General features: G+C 68.4%; 22 protein-coding genes. 7 read left to right on the plus strand and 15 right to left on the minus strand.

Annotation, left to right across the window (positions count from 1 at the left end; all coding sequences use genetic code 11):
- Together ACT6QK_RS09825 and dusB are read right to left on the minus strand one after the other, a co-directional pair.
- On the minus strand, positions 1–1517 hold a 1517-nt coding region (locus ACT6QK_RS09825), incomplete at its 3' end, for a HAMP domain-containing protein (RefSeq protein WP_444597651.1).
- A gap of 71 nt (positions 1518–1588) precedes the next feature.
- The gene (gene dusB, locus ACT6QK_RS09830; RefSeq protein ID WP_444597652.1) at positions 1589–2644 is read right to left on the minus strand and encodes a tRNA dihydrouridine synthase DusB; all 1056 of its coding nucleotides are present in this window, start codon (positions 2642–2644) and stop codon (positions 1589–1591) included.
- 42 nt (positions 2645–2686) lie between these two features.
- Here dusB and ACT6QK_RS09835 point away from each other — a divergent pair, with 42 nt between their 5' ends.
- Entirely contained in the window at positions 2687–3832 is a 1146-nt protein-coding gene (locus tag ACT6QK_RS09835; RefSeq protein ID WP_444597653.1) for a bifunctional 2-C-methyl-D-erythritol 4-phosphate cytidylyltransferase/2-C-methyl-D-erythritol 2,4-cyclodiphosphate synthase, read from the plus strand.
- On the opposite strand, the gene ACT6QK_RS09840 is transcribed toward ACT6QK_RS09835, so the two are convergent.
- Positions 3833–6118: a fused MFS/spermidine synthase gene (locus ACT6QK_RS09840; protein ID WP_444597654.1), complete on the minus strand. Its 2286-nt coding sequence runs from the start codon at positions 6116–6118 to the stop codon at positions 3833–3835.
- Positions 6119–6205: 87 nt separating this feature from the next.
- On the opposite strand from ACT6QK_RS09840, the gene ACT6QK_RS09845 reads away from it, so the two are divergent.
- Positions 6206–6697 carry a CinA family protein gene (locus tag ACT6QK_RS09845; protein ID WP_444597655.1) on the plus strand — a complete coding sequence of 164 codons (492 nt, stop codon included), beginning with the start codon at positions 6206–6208 and terminating at the stop codon, positions 6695–6697.
- The gene (locus tag ACT6QK_RS09850; protein WP_444597656.1) at positions 6694–6927 is read left to right on the plus strand and encodes a sulfurtransferase TusA family protein; all 234 of its coding nucleotides are present in this window, start codon (positions 6694–6696) and stop codon (positions 6925–6927) included. Before ACT6QK_RS09845 ends, ACT6QK_RS09850 begins: the two co-directional genes overlap by 4 nt.
- On the opposite strand, the gene ACT6QK_RS09855 is transcribed toward ACT6QK_RS09850, so the two are convergent.
- Entirely contained in the window at positions 6893–7741 is an 849-nt protein-coding gene (locus tag ACT6QK_RS09855; RefSeq protein ID WP_444597671.1) for a YihY/virulence factor BrkB family protein, read from the minus strand. The two genes, ACT6QK_RS09850 and ACT6QK_RS09855, sit on opposite strands and share 35 nt — an antisense overlap.
- 286 nt (positions 7742–8027) lie before the next feature.
- Here ACT6QK_RS09855 and ACT6QK_RS09860 point away from each other — a divergent pair, with 286 nt between their 5' ends.
- Complete coding sequence (locus tag ACT6QK_RS09860; RefSeq protein ID WP_444597657.1) at positions 8028–9353, plus strand: diguanylate cyclase domain-containing protein; 1326 nt, start codon at positions 8028–8030, stop codon at positions 9351–9353.
- Positions 9354–9374: 21 nt separating this feature from the next.
- On the opposite strand, the gene mfd is transcribed toward ACT6QK_RS09860, so the two are convergent.
- On the minus strand, positions 9375–12827 hold the full coding sequence (gene mfd, locus ACT6QK_RS09865; protein ID WP_444597658.1) for a transcription-repair coupling factor: 3453 nt from the start codon (positions 12825–12827) through the stop codon (positions 9375–9377).
- The gene (locus ACT6QK_RS09870) at positions 12827–13138 is read right to left on the minus strand and encodes an FAD assembly factor SdhE (protein ID WP_444597659.1); all 312 of its coding nucleotides are present in this window, start codon (positions 13136–13138) and stop codon (positions 12827–12829) included. Before ACT6QK_RS09870 ends, mfd begins: the two co-directional genes overlap by 1 nt.
- Positions 13139–13247: 109 nt before the next feature.
- Here ACT6QK_RS09870 and recG point away from each other — a divergent pair, with 109 nt between their 5' ends.
- Both recG and ACT6QK_RS09880 read left to right on the plus strand, forming a co-directional pair.
- A complete protein-coding gene (gene recG, locus ACT6QK_RS09875) occupies positions 13248–15338 on the plus strand; it encodes an ATP-dependent DNA helicase RecG (protein ID WP_444597660.1) in 2091 nt (696 codons plus the stop codon).
- Between the two features lie 27 nt (positions 15339–15365).
- Positions 15366–16457, plus strand: coding sequence for a PLP-dependent cysteine synthase family protein (locus ACT6QK_RS09880; RefSeq protein WP_444597661.1), 1092 nt, complete (start codon positions 15366–15368; stop codon positions 16455–16457).
- Positions 16458–16600: 143 nt separating this feature from the next.
- On the opposite strand, the gene ACT6QK_RS09885 is transcribed toward ACT6QK_RS09880, so the two are convergent.
- A complete protein-coding gene (locus ACT6QK_RS09885) occupies positions 16601–17974 on the minus strand; it encodes a DUF4861 family protein (RefSeq protein ID WP_444597662.1) in 1374 nt (457 codons plus the stop codon).
- 141 nt (positions 17975–18115) lie between these two features.
- Between ACT6QK_RS09885 and ACT6QK_RS09890 the strand changes: the two genes are divergently transcribed.
- The gene (locus ACT6QK_RS09890) at positions 18116–18298 is read left to right on the plus strand and encodes a DUF3606 domain-containing protein (RefSeq protein ID WP_047413801.1); all 183 of its coding nucleotides are present in this window, start codon (positions 18116–18118) and stop codon (positions 18296–18298) included.
- Positions 18299–18449: 151 nt separating this feature from the next.
- Here the strand turns inward: ACT6QK_RS09890 and lpdA are convergent, their stop codons facing one another.
- From lpdA to ACT6QK_RS09930, 8 genes are all read right to left on the minus strand, one after another.
- Entirely contained in the window at positions 18450–19856 is a 1407-nt protein-coding gene (gene lpdA, locus ACT6QK_RS09895; protein ID WP_444597663.1) for a dihydrolipoyl dehydrogenase, read from the minus strand.
- A gap of 2 nt (positions 19857–19858) precedes the next feature.
- Positions 19859–20338, minus strand: coding sequence for a glutathione peroxidase (locus tag ACT6QK_RS09900; RefSeq protein ID WP_444597664.1), 480 nt, complete (start codon positions 20336–20338; stop codon positions 19859–19861).
- Between the two features lie 15 nt (positions 20339–20353).
- Positions 20354–21634 (minus strand): pyruvate dehydrogenase complex dihydrolipoamide acetyltransferase, encoded by a 1281-nt coding sequence (locus ACT6QK_RS09905; protein ID WP_444597665.1) that lies wholly within the window; start codon positions 21632–21634, stop codon positions 20354–20356.
- Positions 21631–22989 (minus strand): pyruvate dehydrogenase complex E1 component subunit beta, encoded by a 1359-nt coding sequence (locus tag ACT6QK_RS09910; protein ID WP_444597666.1) that lies wholly within the window; start codon positions 22987–22989, stop codon positions 21631–21633. Before ACT6QK_RS09910 ends, ACT6QK_RS09905 begins: the two co-directional genes overlap by 4 nt.
- A 3-nt stretch (positions 22990–22992) precedes the next feature.
- A complete protein-coding gene (gene pdhA / locus ACT6QK_RS09915; RefSeq protein WP_444597667.1) occupies positions 22993–24027 on the minus strand; it encodes a pyruvate dehydrogenase (acetyl-transferring) E1 component subunit alpha in 1035 nt (344 codons plus the stop codon).
- A gap of 127 nt (positions 24028–24154) precedes the next feature.
- Positions 24155–24475 carry an FtsB family cell division protein gene (locus ACT6QK_RS09920; RefSeq protein WP_444597668.1) on the minus strand — a complete coding sequence of 107 codons (321 nt, stop codon included), beginning with the start codon at positions 24473–24475 and terminating at the stop codon, positions 24155–24157.
- A gap of 167 nt (positions 24476–24642) precedes the next feature.
- Positions 24643–25920, minus strand: coding sequence for a phosphopyruvate hydratase (gene eno, locus ACT6QK_RS09925; protein ID WP_444597669.1), 1278 nt, complete (start codon positions 25918–25920; stop codon positions 24643–24645).
- A 99-nt stretch (positions 25921–26019) separates the two neighbouring features.
- Positions 26020–26622: a hypothetical protein gene (locus ACT6QK_RS09930; RefSeq protein ID WP_444597670.1), complete on the minus strand. Its 603-nt coding sequence runs from the start codon at positions 26620–26622 to the stop codon at positions 26020–26022.
- Between the last annotated feature and the right edge of the window lie 166 nt (positions 26623–26788).

Raw genomic sequence — 26788 nt, forward strand, 5'->3', positions numbered from 1 at the left:
GGGGTCAGGGGATTCTTGATTTCATGGGCGATACGCCGGGCCACGTCGCGCCAGGCGGCGTTGCGCTGGGCCGTCACCAGCCGGGTGATGTCGTCGAAGGTCAGGACCATTTCACCGCCCTGCCCGCCCTCGATCCGTACGCGCAGCCGCCGGGTGTCGCCCTCTCGGCTGACGTCGATGTCTTCCTCGATATGAGCCTCGACCCGACCGACCAGTTCGCTGAGTTCAGGGGCGACCTCGGCCAGGGGCTGGCCAAGCACCTGATCCTCGGTGATCGAAAGCAGCTGCAACGCACTGTCGTTGATGGCGGAAATGCGCCCGCGTCGATCCAGACCGATGACCCCGGCGCTGACGCCCGACAGGACCGTCTCGATGAAGCGACTTCGATCCTGCGCCTCGTCGCTGGCCGCCTTGAGGGCCGTCTGCTGGGCCTGAAGGTCGCCGGTCATGCGGTTGAAGGCGTCCGACAGGACCGCGATCTCTCCCGGCGCTCCATCGCTCTCAACACGCGCGGTCAGGTCGCCGCCCGCCACCTGATCCGCCGCCTTGACCAGACGTCCGATCGGCCCGGAAATGGCGCTCGCCGCCGACATTCCCAGCCAGACCGCGCCCACCAGCACCAGCAGGGCCGTTTCAAGATAGCTCAGGGCGAAGGCCGACTGGATGCGCGCGCGGCTCTGCTCGGCCTCGCGATAACGCTGGATCGATTCGACGCTGTTCTGCATGCGCGCCACCAGTCCCGGCGCCAGCGGTCTGACGACATACAGCCAGGCGTCGCCATACTCCGGTAGCGGATAGACCGCGCGGATCACATCAGGGTTCTGCGTGACCTCCACCGGCGCGTCGTCGCCGTCGCTCATCTCGAAGGCCGAGGCCGGCGGCGCGACATAGGGGGGCGCGCCGGGCAGGACGCCCTGGGCCAGAACGCGTCCCTGACTGTCCAGGATGTAGACCGCCGGATAGCCGAAGAAGTCGGCGATCTGGGTCAGGGCGCCGGAGAACTGGATACGGTTGGCGAACATCGGGCGGACCCCGCCCAGTTCCGTGGACATCGCGCCCAGGTCGCGCTCCATGGTTGATCCGACATCATCGACATAGGCCCTGCCGATGTCGGCGCCGTTGCGGACCGCCGACTGCACATTGTCGCTGAACCACTGGTCCACGCCGCGATTGACCAGCAGACCGAAGACCAGAGCGATCAGGATGGCGGGCGCCACCGCCACCAGCGAAAACAGGGTCACGAACCTCAGATGCAGGCGTGCGCCCGGATCGGTCCTGCGCCCCCGGGCCAGCCGCATCACCTGCGCACCGACCACCATGGCCAGCCCGCCGATCAGGACCAGATTGGCCAGGAGGATATAAAGCACCGCCTGGCCGGCCAGAACTCGCGCACCCCCGTCGTCCGGCCCGACGCCCGGCGCCACCGCCACCAGCCAGATCGCCGCCACCGTGACCAGCACCGCCAGGCCATAGGCCGCCGCGAACAGGGCCCGAGCCCGACCGGTGGCGAAACGCATCCAGAGCGGCGCTTCGCCCTCCGTCGCCGACGGCGCGGGCTTCAGCCCGGAACTCGCTGTGACTGTGTCCGTCATGCAGCAGTAGTTTCGACCGCCTGTGACGAAAACTCAACACCCTTCTCTCGGGCGGCGGGACCTGGGTCGGTCCAGAGCTCACGCAATCCGCTCTCAACCTCGTCCGGGTTCTCCAGCCGACACAGGGCCGACTTGGCCGCACGTCGATCCTGCGGGTCTTCGGGCCAGGGCGCCTGTTCGATGTACCAGCCGAGGTGCTTGCGGAACATCTTGAGCCCCAGAGGCATCCCGTAGAAGACGATGGAGGCCCGCATATGCTCGATGACGATGGCCGTCCGATCGGCCCGGTCCGGCTCGATCAGCCGCGTCCCGTCCACCAGAGCCCGGTCCAGATGGGCCGCCAGCCAGGGCCGGCCATAGACGCCGCGCCCCAGCATCAGGGCGTCCGCCCCCGACTGACCCAGAGCCTCGCGCGCATCCTCGGCCGTCAGGATGTCGCCGTTGACGACCACGGGAATGGACAGGGCGGCCTTGACCTCGCCCACCGCCTGCCAGTCGGCCACCCCGGTGTAGAACTGCCGTCGTGTGCGTCCGTGCACCGTCACCGCCGCCACGCCCAGATCCTGGGCCGTTCGCCCGATCTCGACGGCGTTGCGCGAGGCGTCGTCCCAACCCAGCCGCATCTTCACCGTCACGGGGCGGCTGACCGCCTTCACGGTCGTCTCGATGATCCGCGCCGCCAGATCCGGTGTCCGCATCAGGGCCGAACCCGAAGCCACGCCGGTCACCTCCTTGGCCGGACAGCCGAAGTTCAGGTCGATGATGTCGGCGCCCGCCCGTTCGGCCATCCGCGCGCCCTCGGCCATGGCCTCCGGATCGCGCCCCACCAGCTGGATCACCGTCAGGGGCAGGCCCTGGCCCACGGCGGCGCGGCGCACCACGTCCGGCCGGCCCCGCGCCAGTTCGGCCGAGGCCACCATTTCGGTCGCCACATAGGCCGCGCCCAGCCGCGAGGCCACCTGCCGGAAAGGCAGGTCGGTGATCCCCGTCATCGGCGCCATCAGCACCCGACCGGCGATCTCGACGTCCCCAATGCGCAAACCGTGGCTCATCCGGCCCTCGTCAAGCAGAACCGGGGCCTTTAGAAGGCCGCCATGGCATTCTCAACCCTGGTGGTGGCGGCGGGCTCCGGCGCGCGGGCGGGCGACGGCGACCCGAAGCAGTGGCGTCGGCTGGGCGGCAAGCCTGTGCTGCGCTGGTCGGTCGAGACCCTTCTGGAGGCCGGATCGGCCCCGGTCGTGGTCGTGGTGGCGCCGGGCGCCGAAGGCCGCGCGGCCGAGGCCCTTGCCGGACTCGACGGCTGGCGCGCCGTCCCGGGCGGCGCGACCCGGGCCGAGTCGGTCCGTGCGGGCCTTGCGGCTCTGGACGCTGCCCCGAACGACATCGTCCTGATCCACGACGCCGCCCGTCCCCTTTTGCCCCGCGACGTCATCGACCGCCTGCTGGCAGCCGTCGAGGCCGGCGCCGACGGCGCCCTGCCTGCCCTGCCCGTCGCCGACACGATCAAGCGCGGCGCCGACGGCGTCTCGACCGCCACCGTCGATCGCGCCCACCTCTGGCGCGCCCAGACGCCCCAGGCCTTCCGCGCCGGTCGCCTGGCCGCCGCCTGGGCGAACTGGCCCGCCGATCAGACCCCCACCGACGACGCCGCCGTGGTCGAACTTGACGGCGGCCGTGTGGCCCTGGTTCCCGGCGATGCGCGCCTGATGAAACTGACCTACCCTGAGGACTTCCAGATGGCCGAGGCCTTTCTCCAGCGCCAGACCCGCGTGGGCTCCGGTTTCGACGTTCACCGCTGGGGTCCCGGCGCGTCCGTCTGGCTATGCGGCGTCAAAGTTCCGCACGACCAGACCCTGATCGGCCATTCCGACGCCGACGCGGGCCTGCATGCCCTGACCGACGCCATCCTCGGCGCCCTCGGCGACGGCGACATCGGCGACCACTTCCCACCCAGCGACCCGCAATGGAAGGGCGCGGCCTCCGACCGGTTTCTTATCCACGCCGCGGATCTGGTGAAGGCGCGCGGCGGCGAGATCGTCCATGTGGACGTCACCCTCATCTGCGAACAGCCCAAGGTGAAGCCGCACCGCCTGGCCATGCGCGAGCGGCTGGCCGAACTGCTGGCCCTGCCGCTGGACGCCGTCAGCGTGAAGGCGACCACCACCGAGACTCTCGGCTTCACCGGCCGGGGCGAAGGCCTCGCCGCCCAAGCCGTGGCGACGATCGAGCTGCCGCGCTGACTACCGGTTCATGTGCCGCCAGACGGCGCCGAACAGGTTGACGTAGTCGTCGGTCCACGGGCGGACGTCGGCGTTCGCACCCCGGTCCCAACGCGGATCGTTGGTGAACTCGGCCAGTCCCGCAGCCGTCGGCGACAGGATGATCGCTTCGGTCGACGCCTCGGCCATATCCGGAGCGTCAGAGTTTTCCGCATAGATCTGGTGCAGGAAGGGCGCGTTCAACGCCCGCGCCGCCGCCTCGGCCGGACCGGTGATGTCGAGGTTGCGGTTCGACAGGTGCAGGATCACCACCCCGTTCGGCTTCAGCAGCTTCAGATAGCCGGCGATCGCCTCTTGCGTCAGAAGATGGGTCGGCACAGCGTCGGACGAGAAGGCGTCGATCAGCAGCAGGTCATAGCTGCCCGCCTGTTCGCGTCCTAGGGTCAGACGGGCGTCGCCCAGCACCGTGCGCACCGGCCCCTCGGCGCAGCCGTTGATGAAGGTGAACCACTTCGGATCGCGCGACAGCCGATCCACCGCCGGATCGATCTCGAAGAAGGTCATCGTGTCGTCGGGCCGCTTGTAGCCGGCCATGGCGCCCGATCCCTGACCCACTACGCCGATGTTGACGCCCCAGCCGCGGCGCTGGACCGCCTGGGTCGCCTGCCCGATCGGCGTCGAGGGCGCGTAGTAGAGGGTCGGAAGGCAGGCGAAGCGCGGATCGCGCGCCTGCGCCCCATGCAGGGTCGTGCCGTGCATCAGGACATGAACCGTCCCGCCCATCCGGTCGTCGGTCGTGGGCGACACCTTCATCACGCCGAAGAAGCTCCGCTCGGTGATGGCCGCCTCATAGCCGCGGGCGATGTAGTGGCCCGACACGGTGATCGCCGCCAGCAAGGCGGCGAAGAACCAGGGCCGCCCCCTCAGCAGGAAGGCGATGATCGCCACCCCGCCCAGGATCGTGATGGCCAGTTGCTGCATGCGCAGCGGGAACATCCTGTTGAACTTCCAGGCCAAGTCCCAGTCGTTCTGGAACACCCAGGACAGGATCGGCGGCGACGCGGCGATGATCAGACCGCCGACCATCACAATGACCGCCGACTTGCCGATCTCGCTCTTCAGGGCCGGCCGGAACAGCGCGACCAGCACCATGACCAGGGGGTATTCCCACACCCCCTTGAAGATCACTGGCGCCAGCAGGGCCGTGAAGGCTCCGCCGACGACCCCGCCCAGGGACATCAGCAGGTAGAATTCGGTCAGCCGGTCCGGCGCCGGCCGGCGCCGCGCCATCAGCTGGTGGCACATCAGGGTCGTGAGGAAGAAGGCGGCCAGGTGGATCGCCACCATCATCGGCCAGTTCCCGGTCCGGAACGGCGTTATCACGAGACACAGCGCCACCACCGCCGCCTGCACGACCAGGGTGATCGGCAGGGGAATGATCGGCCGGCTCTGGAAGGCGATCACGAAGGTCAGGAGGTAGAGAGCCAGCGGCACGACCCAGAGGAAGGGCGCCGAGGCCACGTCTGTCGACAGGTGGGCCGTCACCCCCAGCATCAGGCTGGACGGCGCGGCGGCCAGCAGGACCAGCAGCCCCTTCTCGCGCCAGGCGATGGCCGGGCTCCGCGCCAGCGGCGCCGGCTCGACCTGGATCGACGCGTCCTCACGTCGCCGCCAGACCGCCAGGGCGAGCAGCACGATCATCAATACGAAGGCCGCATAGCCTCCGCTCCAGCCCAGCCTCTGGCCCGACAGGGTCGCCAGCGGCTCGATCACCAGCGGATAGGCCAGCAGGGCCAGGAAGCTACCCAGATTGGACGCGGCGTATAGGACATAGGGATTCTGCCCGTCCGGCTTTCCGGCCCTGACGCGCGCATACCAGGCCTGCAGCAGGGGGGCGGTGGCCGACAGCACGGCGAACGGCGCGCCGATGGACAGCGTCAGGGTCGCCAGCAGCCAGGCCGACGGTGCGGCCGAATCCGGATCGCCGAGCAGGCCGCTCACCTTCAACGGCAGGAACAGGGCCGCCAGGACCAGGAGCCCCAGATGCACGCCGACCTGGGTCCGGATCGACCTCACCCGCTGCAGGGCGTGGGCGTAGCCGTAGCCGGCCAACAGAGCGGTCTGGAAGAAGACCATGGAGGTGTTCCACACCGACGGCGATCCGCCCAGCATGGGCAGGACCAGCTTGGTCACCATCGGCTGGACCACGAAGACCAGGGCCGCCGAAGTGAAGATGGCCACCGCGAACAGCAGGGGCGTGGCGTCGCGGGCGGCGACCGGCTCTGGCGGCAGGGTCGAATCGGTCATATGGGGCCTCACGACACAGGGATGCGGTCGACAGGACCGACGCGGAACGTCACCTTAGAACGACTCGGACCCCATCCGGATAGGCCCATGTTTCCCGAAGACATCCAGTTCCTGGCCCGCGACGTCGTGGCCGCGTCCATCCGTCGCGGCGTCCTGCTTGCCACGGCCGTAAGCTGCACCGGGGGAGTGGTCGCCGGCGCCCTGACCGCCGTGCCGGGCTCGTCCGCCGCCCTGGATCGCGGCTTCGTCACCTACAGCAACGCCGCCAAGAGCGGCATGATCGGCGTCCCGGCCGCCCTGATCGTCGCCCATGGCGCGGTGTCCGAGCCCGTCGCCCGCGCGATGGCCGAGGGCGCCGTGGCCCGTTCAGATGCCGCGCTCGCCGTCTCCATCACGGGAATCGCGGGACCGGGCGGCGGCTCGGCCGACAAGCCGGTTGGTCTCGTCCACTTCGCCGCTCACGACGCCTCAGGCACGGTTCACGCCGAGCACCGCTTCGGCGATCTGGGGCGCGAGGCGATCCGCCTCGCCTCTGTCCGCGTCGCCCTTGGGCTTTTGCTGGATCGGCTCGGGGAATGATCGTCGTCGACGCGCGCGGCCACCGGTGTCCCGTGCCGTCCCTGCGGCTGCGGCGCGCGCTCCAGGATCAGCCCGCCGGAACCCGCGCCACACTCCTGGCCACCGATCCCATGGCCCGGATCGACGTGCCCTTCCTTATGCAGGAACTGAGCGGTTCGGTGATCGAAACATCCGAAAACGACGGCGTCCTGACCCTTATCGTCGAGACCGGCGACGCTCTGACAGATTGACGACGGCAGCGCCCGTGGTCGCCGCCTCCAGGGCGAGGGCCTCGGCCCGCTTCCGATCCGCGATCTCCATCTCGGTGGCGAAGGCGCCGCCGTAGAAGATGGCGTTGACGTTCCACGACAACCAGATCAGCAGCACCACCACGGCCCCGACCGAGCCATAGGTCGCCCCCAGCGACGCGATCTGCTCGACATAGATGGCGCACAGCCAGGACGAGATCATCGACATCACCGTCGCCACCATCCCGCCGGTGATCGCCGGCCCCCAGGCGACCCGGGTCCGATGCGACATGGCGTAGCGGTAGAGGAGCGTCAGCCCCAGGGCGAGGCCGAGCGCCGGCCACAGCACGTCGAGCGGCAGAATGTCGGTGCTCGGGCCCGCCCGACTTTGCGCTGTCTGCTCCAGCAGGCGTGAGGTCACGACCGCGCCGGACACCGCGGTGAACAGGGCGAAGGCGAACAGGGCGACGAAGAAGGCCAGCAGGTTGAATTTCACGAACCCATGCGGGGCGGCGTCGTCATGAATGAGGTTAAGCCCTGCCAGCAAGGCCTTGAATCCCCTATGCGCAGCATAGGCGCCGATGACCAGGGCGAACAGGCTCTGCGCCGAAACGGTGCGCGCGCCCACGTTCGACAGGCGCTGGATCTCGGCCTTGAATATGCCCTGGGCCGCATGGGGCAGCAGGTCGGCCAGGGCCGCCGCCTGCTCGCTGACCTGCCCGATCGACAGGACCGCCTTATAGAAACCGATCAGGATGGCGATGGCCGGAAACACCGCCAGCAGAGCGAAGAAGGACACCCCCCCGGTGTAGAGCATCACGTCCCGCCCCCAACTGCGGGCGAAGGCGCGCCCGGCCAGTCGCAGCCAGTAGACGGGCGACCAGCCGTGGCCGGTGGACGGTTCGGTTACAGCACTCAAAAACGGTCCCCACCGCAGCCTCGGCCCGCGACTCTAGCGGAAAATGCGCGCGGGGGAAGCCGAACAAACTCAACGGGGCGTTGCATGGCCCGTTGCCTCCGCCATGGCCGGGTCGCTATGTTCCGCCTGCTCCGACCGGAAGCCTTGGGGGCTTGGGATTCGGTCGGCACGGAGTGTTTCGCCTTTGGGGTCCGATCCTCGCCTCGTCGTCATCGCCCAAACCGATGACCTGATCGCGCCGCTGTGCCACGGCCTGGATGCGCTCGGCTGGCGCACGATCACGGCGCGGACCACGGCCGCCGCCGCCGCCGCCGTCGCCGACTTCGCCGTCGAGGCGGTGGTCCTCGACAGCGGCCACCCCGACTACCCCGGCATGGCCCGTCGCCTGCGCCGCGCCGCCGGCCCTCGCCGTCTGGCGGTGGTCGCCATCGCCGGCGATCCGGAACAGCCGGATCCAGACGTCGATCTGGTCATGTCCGGCGTGCCGCATCCGACCCAACTGGCCCTGCGCGCCGAACAGCTGGTTCGCGCCGCCATCGCCGAGGAGGAGTTCGAGCTTCGCCGCACGACCCTGGCCCAGCATGGGGCGGCGCTCGGCGAAGAGAAGCCCGACCCCGCCCCGCTGCGCATCCTCGTAGCCGGGGGCGCCGATCCCCGTTTTCTGGCCCTGTCGAACGCCCTGACCGAGGCGGGCGCCGAGGTGGTGGCGGCGCCGACCCCCTACACCGCCTTCGACTACCTGCATGAGGCCGCCTTCGACGGCGCCGTGCTGTGGGGCGCGCCGGATCATGCCCCCGCCCTGTCCATCGCCTCGGGGATGAAGCGCAACACGCGCCTCTATCACATCCCCCTCACCCTCTATCTGCGCGATCCGGGCGAACTGAACCTGTCGGACCTGTTCAACCGGGGCTTCGCCGACGTCGCGGCCGCCGAGACCTCCGAACCCGAGACCGCCGCCCGGGTCATGGCCCTGGCCGCGGCCCATCGCCGCCTGGTCTCCATCCGCAAGGCGCTTGAGGGCGCCCGTGGCTCCAGCCTGATGGACCCCTCGACCGGCCTGTTCACGCGCGAGCTGTTCGCCGCCCATCTGGCCAGACTGGCCGAGGCCGCGCGCCAGCGCCGACGTCCGCTGTCGGTCTGCGTCCTGCGGGTGTCCGACGCCTCGGACCTGGCCCACGCCCGCGCCGGCGGCTGGCTGGACCGCGCCATGCCCCAGATCGGGGCTATGGTCTCGCGCCTCGTCCGGGTCGAGGACACGGCCGCCCGTCTGGCGCCCGAGGTCTTCGCCCTCGCCCTCCCCGCCACGGCGGGCGCGGCGGCGCGCCTGACGGCCGAGCGTATCGGCGCCGTCGTGGCCTGCACCGCCTTCGACGCAGGCCCGGATCGCTCGCCCTTCGTGGTCGAATTCGACATCGGCTCGGCCGAGGTCGGCCCGGGCGAGAACCCGGCCTCGGTGCTCGAGCGCGCCTCGGCCGACCTCATCGCCCGCAAGGGCGCCCGCGCCCTCTGACGGGCCCAACCAAGCGGCGGGTCAGGCCCCGGCCACTCTCGCCAGATCGGCCGTGATGCGCTCCGCCACCTTCAGCCGGTCTTCTGCCGTATCCCAGTCGCCCTTCACCACGATCTTCTGGTCCGGCCGGATCTTCCAGAAGGCGTGGTTCTTCTGGATCAGCCCGACCAGCCCGCCGGGATTGGGGAAGCTGTTGTTGCGCAGGGTCAGGACCGCGCCCTTGGGCCCGATGTCGATCCGCTCGATACAGGCCGTCTTGCAGTTGGCCTTGATCCCCACGATCCGCAGCAACTGCTTCGCCTCGTCCGGCAAGGGGCCGAACCGGTCGATCAGCTCGGCGGCCAGCGCCTCGCGCTCTTCCGTGCGTTCGGCGTCCGACAGACGACGATAGAGGCTCAGACGGACATTCAGGTCCGGGACGTAATCCTCTGGAATCAAGACGGCCGCGCCGACATTGATGGCCGGCGACCAGCCGCGATCCGGCGCCGCCGCCCCGCCGCTGGCGCGCAGTTCGGCGACGGCGTCCTCCAGCATCTGCTGATAAAGCTCGACCCCGACCTCGCGTATATGGCCCGACTGTTCGTCGCCCAGCAGGTTGCCGCCGCCGCGTTGATCCAGGTCGTGACTGGCCAGCTGGAAGCCGGCGCCGAGGTTGTCGAGCGACTGCAGCACCTGCAGCCTCCGCTCCGCCGACAGGCTCAACGGCTTGACCGGGTCGGTAGTCAGATAGGCGAAGGCCCGGGCCTTCGACCGTCCGATCCGACCGCGGATCTGATGCAGCTGCGCCAGGCCGAACATGTCGGACCTGTGCACGATCAAGGTGTTGGCGGTCGGAATGTCGATGCCGCTTTCGACGATCGTGGTCGAGACCAGCACGTCATACGACCCGTCGTAGAAGGCGCTCATCACGTCTTCCAGCTGGGTCGGCGACATCTGGCCGTGACCGACGACGAACTTCACCTCCGGCACCTGCTCCCTCAGGAACCGCTCGATGTCGGGCAGCTCCTTCAGGCGTGGCGCGACATAATAGGCCTGACCGCCACGATACTTCTCGCGCAGCAGGGCCTCGCGGATCAGCACCGGATCCCAGGGCGTCACATAGGTGCGCACCGCCAGACGATCGACCGGCGGTGTCGCGATGATCGACATCTCGCGAATGCCCGACAGGGCCATCTGCAGCGTTCGCGGGATCGGCGTGGCGGTCAGGGTCAGCAGGTGAACATCGGCCCGCAGCGACTTCAGCTTCTCCTTGTGCTTGACGCCGAAGTGCTGCTCCTCGTCGACGATCACCAGGCCCAGATCCTTGAACCCGACCTGTTCGGACAGCACCGCATGGGTGCCGACGACGATCTCGAACGTACCGTCCTTCAGCCCGGCCCGCGTCTCGGCCGCATCCTTGGCCGTGACCATGCGCGTCAGGTGCCGGACCTTGATCGGCCAGCCGGCGAAGCGTTCGGAGAAGGTCTTGAAGTGCTGGCGCGCGAGCAGAGTCGTCGGACAGACGATGGCCACCTGCTGGCCGCCCATGGCGACGACGAAGGCGGCGCGCAGCGCCACCTCGGTCTTGCCGAAGCCGACATCGCCGCAGATCAGCCGGTCCATCGGCGTGCCCTTGCCGAGATCCTCCAGCACGTCGCCGATGGCGTTGAGCTGGTCATCCGTCTCCTCATAGGGGAAGCGGGCGCAGAACTCGTCGAACAACCCTTGCGGCGGCGTGATGGGCTCCGACACCCGCAGGGCCCGCTTGGCGGCCAGGGCGATCAGCCCCTCGGCCATGTCCCGCAGCCGCTGTTTCGCCTTGGCCTTGCGCGCCTGCCAGCCCGCCCCGCCCAGCCGGTCCAGCTGGACGTCGTCCGACGAAGCGCCGTAGCGGGTCAGCAAGTCGATGTTCTCGACCGGCAGATACAGTTTGCTGTCGCCAGCGTAGACCAGTTCCAGGCAGTCGTGCGGCGCCTGCTGGATATCCAGCGTCTTCAGCCCCTCATACCGGCCGATGCCGTGATCCAGGTGGACCACCAGATCGCCGGTCGTCAGGGCCGAGGCTTCGGCCAGGAAGTTCGATGCGCGGCGCTTGCGCTTCGGCCGCGCCAGTCGGTCGCCCAGGATGTCGGTCTCCGACAGCACCGCCACCTCGTCGGTGACGAAGCCGTGCTCGACCGGCAGGACAGCGCGCAGGAACATGTCCCTCGGCGCCTTTTGCATGTCGTCCCAGTCGCGCACGGCGACGACGGGCTCCAGCCCATGATCGGCCAGCATCGCCGCCAGCCGCTCCGACGAGCCCTCGCTCCAGGACGCGAACAGCACCCGCCGGCCTTCGCCCTTCAGCGCCGTGGCGTGGGCCGCCACCGCCTCGAATAGATTGATGCTGTCCTGGGCCCGTTCGGCCGCGAAGGTGCGACCCAGACGCCCGCCGGCGTTCTCGCCGGGGCTGTCGAACGGCGTCAGCCGCCGCACCGTCCGCCCCGCCAGGGCGCTGTTCCAGTCGCTCTCCGGCAGATAGAGCCGGTCCGGCGGCAGGGCGCGGTTGGCCGTCCCCGCCCCCTTGGCCATCGACGCCGCGCGCCGGGCCTCCCAAGCGTCCGCCGCCAGCGCCCAGCGATCCGCCCGCGCCGCCTCCACCTGGCTGTCCAGAAACACCGGCGCCGCATCCGGCAGATAGTCGAACAGGGTGTCCAGCCGCGGATAGAGCAGCGGCAGCCAGTGCTCCATACCCTGCCGCCGCGCGCCTTCGCTGATGGCGACATAGAGGGGATCGTCGCCCCCGGCGCCGAACAGCTCCAGATAGCCGGTGCGGAAGCGCGAAATGGTCTCGGCGTCCAGCAAGGCTTCGGACACGGGCGCAAGCTCCACGGCCTTGCGCTGGCCGGTGGAGCGTTGGGTCTCGGGATCGAAGGTGCGGATCGATTCCAGTTCCGATCCGAACATGTCCAGACGCACGGGCTCTTCGAAGCCGGGTGGGAAGACGTCGGTCACCCCGCCCCGCACGGCATACTCGCCACGCTGGTTGACGGTCGAGGCGCGCATGTATCCGTTGACGGTGAAATACCGTTCCAGCGCCGCCGTATCGAGATCGGCGCCGACCACCGCCTTGAACCCCGCGCTGCCGGTCGCCTCGCGCGGCGGCGTACGCTGCATGGCCGCCGCGATGGTCGTCACGACCAGCAGCGGCGTCTGGTCCTTCGGGTCGCGCCCGGCCAGCCGCGTCAGCGCCGCCATCCGCTCGGCCGAAACCGCCGACGTCGGGCTCAGCCGGTCATAGGGCAGGCAGTCCCAGGCCGGAAACTCCACCACTTCAATGTCTTTGGCGAAAAACCGGAACGCCTGACTGAAATTGCCCGCCCTTTGGTAGTCGCGCGCGACGAACAGACCGATACCGCCGGTCGCCCTCAAGCGGTCGCCGATGACCAGAGCGTCAAGCCCCTCCGGCGCCCCGCCCAGTTCCGCGTCGGTGCGGTGATCCGCATTTGCGTCCATCAGCCGGCCCCGTCCGCCACGGCCTGGGCGACATGGGCGCGCATGAAGGCGCGGATACGACCCATCACCGGCGTCTCATAGGCCTCCGGCGTCGGCTCGGTCTCGATGATCCAGGCGTAGATCCGATGGTCGTCGTCGTGGCTCAACAGATGCTCCAGGTCGGCGATCTCGGCCTCGCTCAGCGTCTCGCCCTCCCGCTCGACGAAGGGCCCCAGCACCAGATCGGCCTCGCGGAAGCCCCGTCGCCAGGCGCGGAAGGTCAGCCGCCCCAGCCGGGCCTTCTTCGCCGCTTCATCGTGTTCGGTATTCATCAGACGCGCCTGTACGTCGGCTGCAGGTTTTCCTGCCCGATCCATCACTTGATATTCGCCGTCTCAGATAGCGTTCCAAGGCCGCGCGCGCCAGCTATGCTGAGGGACAATGCGGCCCCAGATTCTCTTTCCCCTGTTTGCGGAGGTCACCACCCTCAAGGGCGTGGGGCCCAAGATCGCGCCCCTGATCCAGAAGCTGGCGGGGCCGCTGGTCCGCGACCTGCTGCTGCTCGGCCCCACCGGCGTCATCACCCGCCGCCGCACCATTTCGACCGAGGCGGTCGAGGGCGAGGTCGGGGTGTTCGACGTCATGATCGACCGCATGTTCATCCCGTCCAGGCCCGGCGCCCCGCTGAAGGTGCGGGCCTCGGACGAAGCCGGCTTCGTCCATCTGGTCTGGTTCGGCGGCGATCCGCGCCACATCGACCGCCAGCTGCCGCGCGGCGAGCGACGGCTGGTCTCCGGCAAGGTCGAGCGCTTCAACAACGAGGTCCAGATCGTCCACCCGGACTGGATCGTGCCTCTGGACAAGGCCGGGGACATTCCCGCGGTCGAGCCCGTCTACCCGGCGACGGCGGGCCTGACCTCGCGCGTGGTGCGCAAACTGGCGCAGGCGGCGCTGGCGATCGCCCCCGACTTGCCGGAATGGCAGGACGCGGCCTGGCGGACGAAACAGGGCTGGCCCGGCTGGCGCGCCGCGCTGGAGGCCCTGCACAATCCGACAACTGAGGCCGAGCTCGATGTGGACGCCCCCGTTCGACAGCGCCTGGCCTACGACGAACTGCTGGCGCACCAACTGGCCCTCGCCCGCCGTCGCCGCGCGCGCCAGATCAATCCGGCCCCGGTCATCACGCCGGGGGACGCCTCCGCCGCCCTGCTCGCCGCCCTGCCCTTCCGGCTCACGGGCGCGCAGGATCAGGCGGTGGCCGAAGTCCGCCGCGACCTCGCCTCGGGCAGCCAGATGGGCCGGCTGCTGCAGGGCGACGTGGGGTCCGGCAAGACGGCGGTCGCCGCCCTGGCCCTGGCCGACGCCGCCTCCTCCGGCTTCCAGTCCGCCCTGATGGCGCCGACGGAAATCCTCGCCCGCCAGCATTATCAGCGGCTGGGCCCGATGCTTGAGGCGGCGGGCGTCCCGACCCTCCTGTTGACCGGCCGCGACACGGCGGCTGAGCGCCGCGAACGGCTCGACGCCCTCGCCACCGGCCGCGCCGCCGTGGCCATCGGCACCCACGCCCTGTTCCAGGACGCCGTCCGCTTCGACCGCCTGGCCCTGGCCGTCATCGACGAACAGCACCGCTTCGGCGTCAACGAACGCAACCGGCTTCAGGCCAAGGGCGACCCGCGTCTCGGCGGCGTCCACCTCCTGACCATGTCGGCCACCCCCATCCCCCGGACGCTGGAGTTGACCCAGTTCGGCGAACTGGACGTCAGCCGCCTGATGGAGAAGCCGCCAGGCCGAACTCCCGTGGTCACCGCCGTCCTGCCTCAGGCCCGCATCGGCGAGGTCGCCAAACGGCTGAAGGCCGCCGTCGAGACCGGCGCCCAGGCCTACTGGATCTGCCCTCTGGTCGCGGAATCCGAGGCCATCGACCTCGCCGCCGCCGAGGCCCGCGCCGTCGACCTGCGCCGCATCCTGAACATCGAGGTCGGTCTGGTTCACGGCCAGATGCCGGGCGCCGAGCGCGAGGCGGTCATGGCCGATTTCGCCGACGGCCGCATTCCCCTGCTGGTCGCGACCACGGTGGTCGAGGTCGGGGTCGATGTGCCCAACGCCTCCATCATGGTCATCGAACACGCCGACCGCTTCGGCCTGGCCCAGCTGCACCAGCTGCGCGGGCGGGTCGGGCGCGGCGCGCGGTCCAGTTCCTGCATCCTGCTGTACGGCGGCGATGACGGCGGTCTCGGGGAGACGGCCCGCGAACGTCTGGAAACCCTGCGCCGCACCGAAGACGGCTTCGAGATCGCCGAGGAGGATTTCCGCCTGCGCGGTGGCGGCGATCCGCTCGGCCTGAAACAGAGCGGCCTGCCCGCCTATCGGCTCGCTGACCCCATCCGTCACCGCGGCCTGATGTTGGCCGCCGCCGATGACGCCCGCCTGATCCTCGGCCGCGACCCCGACCTGACCTCCGACCGCGGTCAGGCGGTGCAGGTGCTGGAGGCCCTGTTCGACTGGCGCAACGACCGGACCGGTCTCGACTGACCTTCTGACTCGGCCTATCCCCCGGTTATGAACACGCCCTCCGTCCCCTTCCCCGTCTGCCGCGACTGGGTTGCGCGCGCCGTGCGGCGGATCGAGGCTGACTACAACCGCTCGGCCGACACCCACCTGATCCCCGTGGATATGCCGGCCCTGGCCGACATCGCCCTCTACTTCAAGGACGAGTCCAGTCATCCGACCGGCAGCCTCAAGCACCGTCTGGCGCGGTCGCTCTTCCTCTACGCCCTCTGCAACGGCTGGATCGGCGAGGGCATGACCATCGTCGAGGCCTCCAGCGGTTCCACCGCCGTGTCCGAGGCCTATTTCGCCCGGATGCTGAAACTGCCCTTCATCGCCGTGGTCCCGCGCTCGACCGCGCCGGAGAAGATCGCGGCCATCGAGTTCTACGGCGGTCGCTGCCACTTCGTGGATCGCCCGGGCGACGCCTATGCCGAGAGCCAGCGGCTCGCCGACGAACTGGGCGGCCACTACATGGACCAGTTCACCTATGCCGAGCGGGCCACCGACTGGCGCGGCAACAACAATATCGCCGAGTCGATCTTCGCCCAGATGCAGCGCGAGCCCTGCCCCGTCCCGCGCTGGGTGGTCTGCGGGGCCGGCACCGGCGGCACCTCGGCCACCATCGGCCGCTTCGCCCGCTTCAACCGGCACGAGACCCGCATCTGCGTGGCCGACCCGGAGGCCTCGGTCTTCCACCGCCACTGGACGGATCGCTCGGTCCAGACTGTCGATGGTCCGACCTCCCGAATCGAGGGCATCGGCCGCGCCCGGGTCGAACCGTCTTTCATTCCCGGCGTCGTGGACCGGATGATCGCCGTGCCGGACGTCGCCTCCATCGCCGCCGCCCGCGTGCTGAGCCGACGCCTCGGCCGTCGCTGCGGCGGATCATCCGGCACCAACCTCTGGGCCTGCGCCCAGCTCGCCACCGAGATGGCCGAGGCGGGTGAGCGCGGCTCGATCGTCTCCATCCTGTGCGACCACGGCGACCGCTACGCCTCGACCTATTTCAGCGACGCCTGGCTGGCCGAGAGCGGCTTCAACGTCGCCCCATGGGAGGCGCGCATGGACGCCTTCTTCGCCGAGGGCCGCCTTCACCTCTGATCCGCTCATCCCGGCGAAAGCCGGGACCCAGATCTTTGGGCTTGAATCGGCGCCGGTCAGGCAGAGTGTGGATCCAGCGCACGGCTTCGGGAAAGCACTGGGTCCCGGCTTTCGCCGGGATGAGCGGTGGTTTGGGGGGCCTACTACGGCTTTCTTTCCTCCCGCACCCCGTCCAGCCGTGGCGGGCTGGCGTAGCTGCGGGCGCTGGCCGCCACATAGTCGGCGAAGGCTTCCGGCGTTTTCAGCACCTCCCCTTCCGACCAGCCCGCCGCCAGCATGTAGCGATAGGTGCGGTCGGTCTGGGCCGGAATGCGGAAGACGTGGTTCTCGCCGCGTGTCGGCTCGAACTGATAGGCCCCATGATCGCCCTCCGGCACGATCAGGGCCGTGCCGGCATAGAGGATCGGCGCCTGCTGCTGCAGCCCCTCGACGTCGTCCGGGTTACGCAGGGCCTCCGGCGCCGTGGTCACGACCCAGTTCGGCCCGCGCCGTTCAAAGTTCTGGCCCGGACGCCTGCGCACCCCCACGGCGAAATCAGCCCCCTGCGGCCCCGGCTCCCAGACCGGGAAACGCACTTCGGCGGTCGAATAGTTCTGGCCTGCATAGGCCGTATAGGTCTGCTCGACCTCATATCGGCCCTGACCTGTATTCCAGTTCATCGTCTTCACCCGCACCATGCTGCGCAGCGGGCCGTTGACGAGAACCTCGAAGCTGTAGCGGGTGTCCGACTGCTGGCCGGCGTTGAACCGGTGCTCCAGATCGGCCGTCGGGGTGAAGCGCGGGCGGTTCAGCGCATCGCCCTCGAACACCCCTATCCCACCGCCGCCGAAACTGTCGTCCACCGACTGGATGTCTGCGCCGTAGTCGGGGTTCTCCGCCGCCACGCCATAGCCGTCGAGGTTGCCCATATAGAGCCGGTTCGACATCAGCATCGCCTTGCGCTTGGCGTAGATGTCGATGTCGGTCGGGAACCACAGCTTCCAGCCCACATGCTCGCTCTCCCAGAAGGGCACGGCGTGGCGCATGTAGGAGCCGACGGCGGCGTGCGTCCGGTGCGGGTTCCAGCCCCGCTGCTGGAAGCCGCGATAGATATAGAACCGCTTCTTCTCCCCCGCCTTCAAATCGGCGACGAAGAACAGCTCGTCCCAGATCCCGTCCCGGTCCAGATCGTCGAACTGATAGTCGATCGCCCGGCCGTTGGCCTCGCCGCGCCGCTCGTGCGGCCCCTGCCGCGCCAGCAGTTCCGGTGTCGGCTCGGGCCTGGACTGGCCCTCGGGATCGACCAACGTCGCCGTCAGCTCCTGGATGTCGGCCAGCATCGGCAACTGGTCACGGCGGATGACGATGGGGGCGTCCTTGCGGTCCTCGTTCAGGTCGTTGGCGATGACGATCTCGACCCGGGCCGCCGGAGCGAAGTCGCCCTGGGTGTACCAGCCGTCCTGGGCTGCGGCCGGAACGGCGGTCCCCAGTCCCGCCACCAGGATCGCGCCCGCAACATATCCAGAAGCCCTGGCCATCATCATCCTCCGTCGGTCTGTCGCCGATTAGTCCGATGAATGTCGGGCTTTCCTCTCGCCTTGTCTACCGGTGTCATTGCCAGGACGCTGGCTCATCGCGTCGCATCCGGGCATGATGGCGGTTCGAAACGGAAAGCGACCATGGCGGGACTGAAGGACAAGCGCGGCTTCATCGACAAGGACCGTCTCGACCTGTCCGAGCGTCAGGCCGTCGAATACTGGATGAAACGCTGGGGCGTGACCCGCGACCAGATCACCGCCGCCCACCGCAAGGTCGGCCGCATGACCAAGGACATCGCGGCGGAGCTGGGCAAGAAGCGGTAAAACCATTCACTCCGCTCATCCCGGCTAAAGCCGGGACCCAGTGCTTTCGTTGGGCACGGCGCATGGTGTTGAGGGCGGTGCGATCCGGGCCGCGATCATCGCCCAAAGGTCTGGGTCCCGGCTTTCGCCGGGATGAGCGGAAATGGCTGACTTACAAGTGGATCGTCCGCCCATAGGCGTCCAGAGCCGCCTCGTGCATGGCTTCGGACATCGTCGGGTGCGGATAGACGATGCCGTGGATGTCTTCCTCGGTCGCTTCCATGGTGATGGCGGTGACATAGCCTTGGATCATCTCGGTGACCTCGTGGCCGATCATGTGGGCGCCGATCAGGGCGCCGGTCTTGCCGTCGAAGATGACCTTGACGAAGCCGTCCACCTCGCCCGCCGCCACCGCCTTGCCGTTCACGCGGAAGGGGAAGCGACCGATCTTCACCTCGCGCTTGGCTTCACGTGCGGCCTGTTCGGTGACCCCGACCGAGGCGACCTGGGGCTGGGTGTAGGTGCAGCCGGCGATGGGCGAGACGACGTTCGGCGTCTTGTAGCCGGCGATGTATTCGGCGGCGTGGATGCCCTCATGCGAGGCCTTGTGCGCCAGCCAGGGCGCGCCGGCGCAGTCGCCGATGGCGAACAACCCCTTCACATTGGTCTGGCAGTGGCTGTCGATGACGATGTGTCCGCGATCCAGGGTGACGCCCAGCGCCTCGAGACCGATGCCGTCGGTGTTGGCGGTGATGCCGACCGCCGAGATGCAGACCTCGGCCTCCAGGCTCTCGGCCTTGCCACCGACCTCGATGTCGACCTTCACGCCCGAGGCGGTCTTGGAGACCTTGGTCACTTTGGCGCCGACCTTGATCTTGATGCCGCGCTTCTCGAACGACTTCTGCGCGGCCTTGGAGACCTCTTCGTCCTCCACCGGCATGATGCGGTCCACCGCCTCGACGACCGTCACTTCGGACCCCAGGGCGCGATAGAAGCTGGCGAACTCCAGGCCGATGGCGCCCGAACCGATCACCACGAAGGTCTTGGGAAGTTTTTTCGGCGCCAGGGCGTCGCGATAGGCCCAGATCTTGTCGCCGTCCGCTTCCAGACCGATTTGCGGCAGGGCGCGGGCGCGGGCGCCGACGGCCAGCATGACCGCCTTGGCCTCGACCGTGCGCGAACCGCCGGCCTTCAGCTCGATGACCACCTTCGGAGCCGTCGCGCCCTTCTCCAGCTTTGCCGAGCCCTCGATCACCTCGATCTTGTTCTTCTTCATGAGGAAGGTGACGCCCTTGTTCATCGTCGCCGCGACGCCGCGCGAGCGCTGGATGATGGCGTCGAAGTCGAACGTCGCGCCCGAGGCGGACAGGCCGTAGTCCTTCAGATGGCTCAGGCTCTCGAACTTCTCGCCCGACTTCAGCAGGGCCTTGGTCGGAATACAGCCCCAGTTCAGGCAGATGCCGCCGAGGCTCTCGCGCTCGATGATGGCGACCTTCTGGCCCAGCTGGCTGGCGCGGATGGCGGCGACATAGCCCCCGGGGCCCGAGCCGATGACGACGAGATCGAATTCAGCAGCCATGGTCAGATCAACTTCTCGATGTCGGCCTTGATGGCCTCGGGTTCAGTCTGGGGGGAATAGCGGGCGACAACCCTTCCCTCCCGGTCAGTCAGGAACTTGGTGAAGTTCCACTTGATGGCCTTGGAGCCGAGGAAGCCGCGCTTCTGTTCCGTCAGCCAGGCGTAGAGCGGGTGGCGGTTTGGTCCGTTGACCTCCACCTTGTCGAACAGGGGAAAGGTCACGTCGAAACTGGTGGCGCAGAAGGCCGCGATCTCGGCCGCCTTGCCCTGCTCCTGCTCGCCGAACTGGTTGCAGGGAAAGGCCAGGACCTCGAACGGCTGATCGGCGAACGTGCGGTGCAGCTGTTCCAGCCCCGCGTACTGGCCGGTGAAGCCGCATTTCGAAGCCGTGTTGACGATCAGCAGCGCCTGACCGCGAAACCGGTCCAGCGAAACGTCCGTGCCGTCGATGGCCCGGGCGGAGAAGTCATAGACCGAGGTCATGACCTCATACCTCCCTTAAGCCAGCATCGTGACGGGATCTTCGATCAGCGGCTTGAAGGCCTGCAGCAGCCGGGCGCCGGTCGCGCCGTCCACCACGCGGTGGTCGCAGGTGACGGTGACCGACATGACGGTGGCCACGGCCAGCTGGCCGTTCTTTACCACCGCGCGCTGTTCGCCCGCGCCCACGCTCATGATCGCGCCCTGGGGCTCGTTGATGATCGAGGCGAAGGTCTTGATGCCGAACATGCCGAGGTTGGACACGCTGAAGGTGCCGCCCTGGAACTCCTCGGGCTTCAACTTGCGATCGCGGGCGCGCTTGGCCAGGTCTTTCGACTCGGTCGCGATCTGCGACAGGGTCTTGGTCTCGGCCTTGCGGATGATCGGGGTGATCAGCCCGCCCTCGATGGCCACGGCCATGGCGATGTCGGCGTTGTGGTGCAGGGCGATGCCCTCGGGGCTGTAGCTCGCGTTGGCCTCCGGCACCGCCTTTAGGGCCATGGCGGCCGCCTTGATGACGAAGTCGTTGACCGAGACCTTGACCCCCGTCGGCTCCAGCAGGGCGTTGACCTTGGCGCGGGCGGCCAGCAGGGCGTCGATCTCGACGTCGATGGTCAGGGGGAAGTGCGGCACGTTCTGCACGCTCTCGACCATGCGGCGGGCGATCGCCTTGCGCATGCCGTCCAGCGGGACCAGGTCGTAGCTGCCGTCGGGAATGCCCATCTGGGCCAGGGACTGGACCTTGCGGGCCTCGGCCTTCGGCGCAGCGGCCGTGCTCGACGCGGCGCCGGACGCCGGCGCGCCCTCGACGTCGCGACGCACAACGCGACCGTGCGGCCCGGTGCCCTTGATCGTGGACAGGTCGATGCCCTTCTGGGCTGCGATCCGGCGTGCCAGAGGGGACGAGAAAACGCGCTTGCCGTCCGACGACGCCGGGGCGGCCGGCGCCTTGGCCGGCGCCGCGGTTTCGGTCTTGGCCGGCGCAGACGCCGCAGGCGCGGCCTCGGCCTTGGGCGCTTCGGCCGCCTTTTCAGGCGCCTTGGCCGGAGCGGCGGCGTCCCCCTCGTCCTTCAGCCGGGCGATGGGCGTATTGACCTTCACGCCTTCCGTGCCTTCCGCGACGAGGATCTCGGTGACTTCGCCCTCGTCGACGGCCTCGACCTCCATGGTCGCCTTGTCGGTCTCGATCTCGGCGATCACATCGCCGGCCTTGACCACGTCCCCGGCCTTGACGTGCCACTTGGCCAGAACGCCCTCTTCCATCGTGGGCGACAGGGCGGGCATCAGGATGTCGGTCATGCCATCACCTGCTTCACGGCGGCGACGATCTTGTCCGCGCCCGGCAGGGACAGGACTTCGAGGTTGGCGGCGTAGGGCAGAGGCACATCCTCCTGGTGCACGCGCAGGGGCGGCGCATCCAGATAGTCGAAGGCGTGTTCGATCACCCGGGCCACGACCTCGGCGCCGACGCCCATCGGGCCCCAGCCTTCCTCCGCCGAGACCAGACGGCTGGTCTTCTTGACGCTCTCGACGATGGTCTCGTGGTCCAGCGGACGCAGGGTGCGCAGGTCGATGACCTCGGCGGAGATCCCTTCCTCGGCCAGCTTCTCGGCGGCCTGCAGGGCGAACCCGACCATACGGCTGTGGGCGGTGATGGTGACGTCGGTCCCCTCGCGGCGGACCTTGGCCTTGCCGATCGGCAGGACGTAGTCGTCCACTTCCGGCACGTCGAACTCCAGGCCGTACATCATCTCGTGCTCGAGGAAGACGATGGGGTTGGGGTCGCGGATCGCCGCCTTCAGCAGGCCCTTGGCGTCGGCGGCGTCATAGGGGGCGATCACCTTCAGACCCGGAACCTGGGCGTACCAGGCGGAATAGTCCTGGCTGTGCTGGGCCCCCACGCGGCTGGCAGCGCCGTTCGGGCCGCGGAAGACGATGTCGGCGCGGATCTGACCGCCCGACATGTACAGGGTCTTGGCCGCCGAGTTGATGATGTGGTCGATCGCCTGCATGGCGAAGTTGAACGTCATGAACTCCACGATCGGCTTCAGGCCGCTCATGGCGGCGCCGACGCCCAGACCGGCGAAGCCGTGCTCGGTGATCGGAGTATCCACGACGCGCTGCTCGCCGAACTCCTGCAGCAGCTCGCGGCTGACCTTGTAGGCGCCCTGATACTGGGCCACTTCCTCGCCGATCAGGAAGACGCGGTCGTCGCGACGCATCTCCTCGGCCATGGCGTCGCGCAGGGCGTCGCGCACGGTCGTCTTGACCAGCTTGGCGTCGGACGGGATCTCCGGGTCGCGCAGTTCGGTCTTCGGCTTCACCGGGACAGCAGCAGCCCCCTCGGCGGCAGCCTCAGCCTTGGGCGCTTCGGCCTTCGGCTCCTCGGCCTTGGGCGCAGGCGCGGCCGCGCCGTCTTCACCTGCCAGACGCGCGATCGGCGTATTGACCTTCACATTTTCCGAACCCTCGGCGACGAGGATTTCAAGAACCTCGCCCTCGTCCACGGCCTCGACTTCCATCGTGGCCTTGTCGGTTTCGATCTCGGCGATCACCTGGCCCGCCGACACGGTGTCGCCCGCCTTGATGTGCCACTTGGTCAGGGTGCCTTCCTCCATCGTGGGGGACAGCGCCGGCATGAGGATGTCGGTCACGGATCAGGCCTCCACGTAGACGTCGGTATAGAGCTCGGACGGATCCGGCTCCGGGCTTTCCTGGGCGAACTGGACCGCCTCGGCCACGATCGCCTTGATCTCGGCGTCGATGGTCTTCAGCTCGTCCTCGGTGGCCTTGGCCTCTTCGAGCAGCATCTTCACATGGTCGATGGGGTCGCGGGTCTTCTTGACCTCGTCCACCTCTTCCTTGGTCCGGTACTTGGCCGGGTCGGACATGGAGTGGCCGCGATAGCGGTAGGTCTTCACTTCCAGGATATAGGGGCCTTCGCCCTCACGGGCCCGCTTCACCGCCTTGGCCACCGCGTCGCGCACGGCCAGGACATCCATCCCGTCCACCTGCTCGCCCGGAATGCCGAAGCTGGCGCCGCGCATGTAGAGTTCGGTCGTGGACGACGAGCGTTCGATGCTCGTGCCCATGGCGTACTGGTTGTTCTCGATGATGTAGATGGCCGGCAGCTTCCACAGCTGGGCCATGTTGAAGCTCTCGTAGACCTGACCCTGGTTCGAGGCGCCGTCGCCGAAATAGACGAAGGCGACCGAGTCGTCGCCGCGATACTTGCCGGCGAAGGCCAGGCCGGTGCCCAGCGCCACCTGGGCGCCGACGATGCCGTGACCGCCATAGAAGCCGGTCGGCACGTCGAACATGTGCATCGACCCGCCCTTGCCCTTGGACGAGCCGCCGATGCGACCGGTCAGTTCGGCCATGACCTCTTTCGGGTCCATGCCGGCGGCCAGCATATGGCCGTGGTCGCGGTAGCCGGTGATGATCTTGTCGTGACCCTGCTTGACGCTCTCCTGAACGCCGACAGCCACGGCCTCTTGGCCGATATACAGGTGGCAGAAGCCGCCGATCAGCCCCATGCCGTACAGCTGTCCGGCCCGCTCCTCGAACCGGCGGATCAGCACCATCTCACGATAATAGCGAAGCAGATCCTCCTTCGTGGCCGTCGGGCCGTTGGGGACGCTGCCGCTCTTGGCGGAGGCCTTTTGCGCTGGTTTCGCGGGGGCTTTCGCCATCCGACATCTCCCGACTGGGGACCGCTCCGCGCATAGCGAAGCCGGGCCTTCTTTTCGTTACGGAAAGGGGCTTTAGCAGCCTTCGTTCCCGAAACGCAAAGCGACCCGGCTCAGCTGTAACAATAGTTCAGGAGACCGTGCGCGGATTCTGCGTCGGCGCCGGCAGGTCCGACACCCGGATCACATAGTCGCGCGGATCGGCGAACCCCAGCACCACCCGCGCCCGCTCTTCCAGCAGGTCGCGCGACAGATGCTCGGTGCGCAGAAAACGGGCGCGCACCTCCATGTCGGCGCGACGCTCGGTCAGTTCGGCCAGTTGGTGTTCCCGCTGGGCCAGCAGCGCGGCGCGCTCACCCCCCCTGAGCAGCCCCCGCTCCCCGGTCAGCGCCTGCACCCCCAGGTACAGCACCATCAGCATCAGGAAGGCGGAAGGCAGGTACGGCTTCATCCGTTCAGGCAATTCGGACGCTCCTTCTGAGCGTGGACACAATGAATTATGTGTCGCCGAAAATGCCTAACAATTCGTAGCTTGGCCGTAAAATCGAACGCAGTATTTCCGCACTGAAACACGGTTCGGCGACCCTCCCACATCCGGCGGGAGGGCCGCCGTCCGGACTATTTCAGCAGCATGCCGTCGCCGTAATAGGCGCCCTGATCGCCCAGCATCTCCTCGATGCGGAGCAGCTGGTTGTACTTGGCCGTCCGGTCCGAGCGGGCCAGGGAGCCGGTCTTGATCTGTCCGCAGTTGGTGGCGACGGCCAGGTCGGCGATGGTGGAGTCCTCCGTTTCGCCCGAACGGTGGCTCATCACCGAGGTGTAGCCGGCGCGGTTGGCCATATCCACGGCGTCCAAGGTCTCGGTCAGGGTGCCGATCTGGTTGACCTTGATCAGGATGGAGTTGGCCAGGCCCTCGCCGATGCCAGCCGCCAGACGGGCGGGGTTGGTGACGAAAAGGTCGTCGCCGACCAGCTGGCAGCGATCGCCCAGACGCTCGGTCATGATCCTCCAGCCGTCGAAGTCGTCCTCGGCGCAGCCGTCCTCGATCGAGACGATGGGGAACCGCTCGCACAGGTCGGCCAGGTAGCCGACCATCTGTTCGGCGTCGAAGGACTTGCCCTCGCCGGTCAGCTCATACTTGCCGTTCTTGAAGAACTCGGTCGCGGCAACGTCCAGACCCAGGTGGAAGTCCTCGCCCGCCAGATAGCCGGCGGCCTGTCCGGCCTTGGTGATGAAGGCCAGGGCTTCCTCGGCCGAGGCCAGGTTGGGCGCGAAGCCGCCCTCGTCGCCGACGTTGGTGTTGTGGCCGGCGTCCGTCAGCTGCGTCTTCAGGGCGTGGAAGATTTCAGACCCCATGCGCAGGGCCTCGGAGAAGCTCTCTGCGCCGGTCGGCAGGATCATGAACTCCTGGATGTCGATGGGATTGTCCGCATGGGCCCCGCCGTTGATGATGTTCATCATCGGGGTCGGCAGGACGCGAGCCGAGATGCCGCCGACATAGCGATAGAGCGGCAATCCGGCCGAGATGGCGCTGGCCTTGGCCGCCGCCAGGGACACGCCCAGGATGGCGTTGGCGCCCAGACGCCCCTTGTTGGCCGTTCCGTCCAAGGCGATCATGGCCTCGTCGATGCGGCGCTGATCTTCGGCGTCCATGCCGGACAGGGCGTCGAAGATCTCGCCGTTGACGGCGTCGACTGCCTTCTGGACCCCCTTGCCGCCCCAGACGTCCTTGTCCCCGTCACGCAGCTCGACCGCCTCGTGAGCTCCCGTAGAGGCGCCCGAGGGCACGGCGGCGCGACCGAACGAGCCGTCGTCGAGGATGACGTCCACCTCGACGGTCGGATTGCCGCGGCTGTCGAGGATCTGGCGGGCGACGATGTCGGCGATGTCGGTCATGGCGGGCTCTGTCTTGCAGCGAAGGAAATGGTCCTTGGCGTTTAGACGCCCTGCCGCCAAACGCCAACCGTCACGCTGGACCCGGCCGGTATGACGGGCTCAGTGACAGCCTTCGACCAGCTGGATCGACGGATCGCCCGCATGAATGATGTTCGCCCTGCCGTCTGTCCCGATCTCGTAGCGCACGCCGCGCGCCGCCGGATCGGTGACGTATTCGGTCGAGCCGCCCTTTGACCAGGCGATCAGATCCTCGGCGGGCGCGGGATTGTACTTGTGCGGCTGGGCCTGGATGGCCCCGCCATAGGCCTGCTTGATCGCCGCTGCCGTGTCGCCGACGCCGAAGCCGCGCTCGGTCTTTTGGGTCGCGTCGCGGATCAGGGAGATGCGCGTCAGCCGCCCGGCCTGGATCATCACGATCACGCCCTCGGGCGCATTCGCCGGATGGAATTCGTTGCAGCCCTCAGGCGAAGGATCGTCGGGCGGCGGGGCCGCGCCCCAGGCCGAAGCGACCTCGGCGGCGCTCATCCCAATGCGGACCGGCCCCAGACCCTCGGGTGTCAGGACATTGGAATCGACGACCGGCGCCGGGGCGGGCGGAGCGACCGCCGCCGGTTCCGTCGCCTTCTCGGGCGCGGCTCGCTCGCATCCCGCCAGGGCGAGGACGGAAACGGCCGCAGCGGCGGCGAAGGCGCGGGTCATCATGGTCTGGCTCCTGCAAATGCTGGGACCATAACGCACGAAAGCGGCGCGCGAGGCCATCGCGCGCCGCTGAAATCGCGGATCCGTCGTCCGTGAAGGAGACTAGTCTTCCTTGGGCGTCAGAACCTGACGACCGCGGTAGGTGCCGGTCTTCAGGTCGATGTGGTGC

The sequence above is a fragment of the Brevundimonas sp. genome (assembly GCF_052436175.1).
Classification (GTDB): domain Bacteria; phylum Pseudomonadota; class Alphaproteobacteria; order Caulobacterales; family Caulobacteraceae; genus Brevundimonas.

What these genes read in the sequence shown, in the direction of transcription:
- dusB (WP_444597652.1), bottom strand. Translation starts at nt 2,644, where the DNA reads ATGAGCCACGGTTTGCGCATTGGGGACGTCGAGATCGCCGGTCGGGTG.
- ACT6QK_RS09835 (WP_444597653.1), top strand. Translation starts at nt 2,687, where the DNA reads ATGGCATTCTCAACCCTGGTGGTGGCGGCGGGCTCCGGCGCGCGGGCG.
- ACT6QK_RS09840 (WP_444597654.1), bottom strand. Translation starts at nt 6,118, where the DNA reads ATGACCGATTCGACCCTGCCGCCAGAGCCGGTCGCCGCCCGCGACGCC.
- ACT6QK_RS09845 (WP_444597655.1), top strand. Translation starts at nt 6,206, where the DNA reads ATGTTTCCCGAAGACATCCAGTTCCTGGCCCGCGACGTCGTGGCCGCG.
- ACT6QK_RS09850 (WP_444597656.1), top strand. Translation starts at nt 6,694, where the DNA reads ATGATCGTCGTCGACGCGCGCGGCCACCGGTGTCCCGTGCCGTCCCTG.
- ACT6QK_RS09855 (WP_444597671.1), bottom strand. Translation starts at nt 7,741, where the DNA reads ATGCTCTACACCGGGGGGGTGTCCTTCTTCGCTCTGCTGGCGGTGTTT.
- mfd (WP_444597658.1), bottom strand. Translation starts at nt 12,827, where the DNA reads ATGGACGCAAATGCGGATCACCGCACCGACGCGGAACTGGGCGGGGCG.
- ACT6QK_RS09870 (WP_444597659.1), bottom strand. Translation starts at nt 13,138, where the DNA reads ATGAATACCGAACACGATGAAGCGGCGAAGAAGGCCCGGCTGGGGCGG.
- recG (WP_444597660.1), top strand. Translation starts at nt 13,248, where the DNA reads ATGCGGCCCCAGATTCTCTTTCCCCTGTTTGCGGAGGTCACCACCCTC.
- ACT6QK_RS09880 (WP_444597661.1), top strand. Translation starts at nt 15,366, where the DNA reads ATGAACACGCCCTCCGTCCCCTTCCCCGTCTGCCGCGACTGGGTTGCG.
- ACT6QK_RS09885 (WP_444597662.1), bottom strand. Translation starts at nt 17,974, where the DNA reads ATGGCCAGGGCTTCTGGATATGTTGCGGGCGCGATCCTGGTGGCGGGA.
- ACT6QK_RS09890 (WP_047413801.1), top strand. Translation starts at nt 18,116, where the DNA reads ATGGCGGGACTGAAGGACAAGCGCGGCTTCATCGACAAGGACCGTCTC.
- lpdA (WP_444597663.1), bottom strand. Translation starts at nt 19,856, where the DNA reads ATGGCTGCTGAATTCGATCTCGTCGTCATCGGCTCGGGCCCCGGGGGC.
- ACT6QK_RS09900 (WP_444597664.1), bottom strand. Translation starts at nt 20,338, where the DNA reads ATGACCTCGGTCTATGACTTCTCCGCCCGGGCCATCGACGGCACGGAC.
- ACT6QK_RS09905 (WP_444597665.1), bottom strand. Translation starts at nt 21,634, where the DNA reads ATGACCGACATCCTGATGCCCGCCCTGTCGCCCACGATGGAAGAGGGC.
- pdhA (WP_444597667.1), bottom strand. Translation starts at nt 24,027, where the DNA reads ATGGCGAAAGCCCCCGCGAAACCAGCGCAAAAGGCCTCCGCCAAGAGC.
- ACT6QK_RS09920 (WP_444597668.1), bottom strand. Translation starts at nt 24,475, where the DNA reads ATGAAGCCGTACCTGCCTTCCGCCTTCCTGATGCTGATGGTGCTGTAC.
- eno (WP_444597669.1), bottom strand. Translation starts at nt 25,920, where the DNA reads ATGACCGACATCGCCGACATCGTCGCCCGCCAGATCCTCGACAGCCGC.
- ACT6QK_RS09930 (WP_444597670.1), bottom strand. Translation starts at nt 26,622, where the DNA reads ATGATGACCCGCGCCTTCGCCGCCGCTGCGGCCGTTTCCGTCCTCGCC.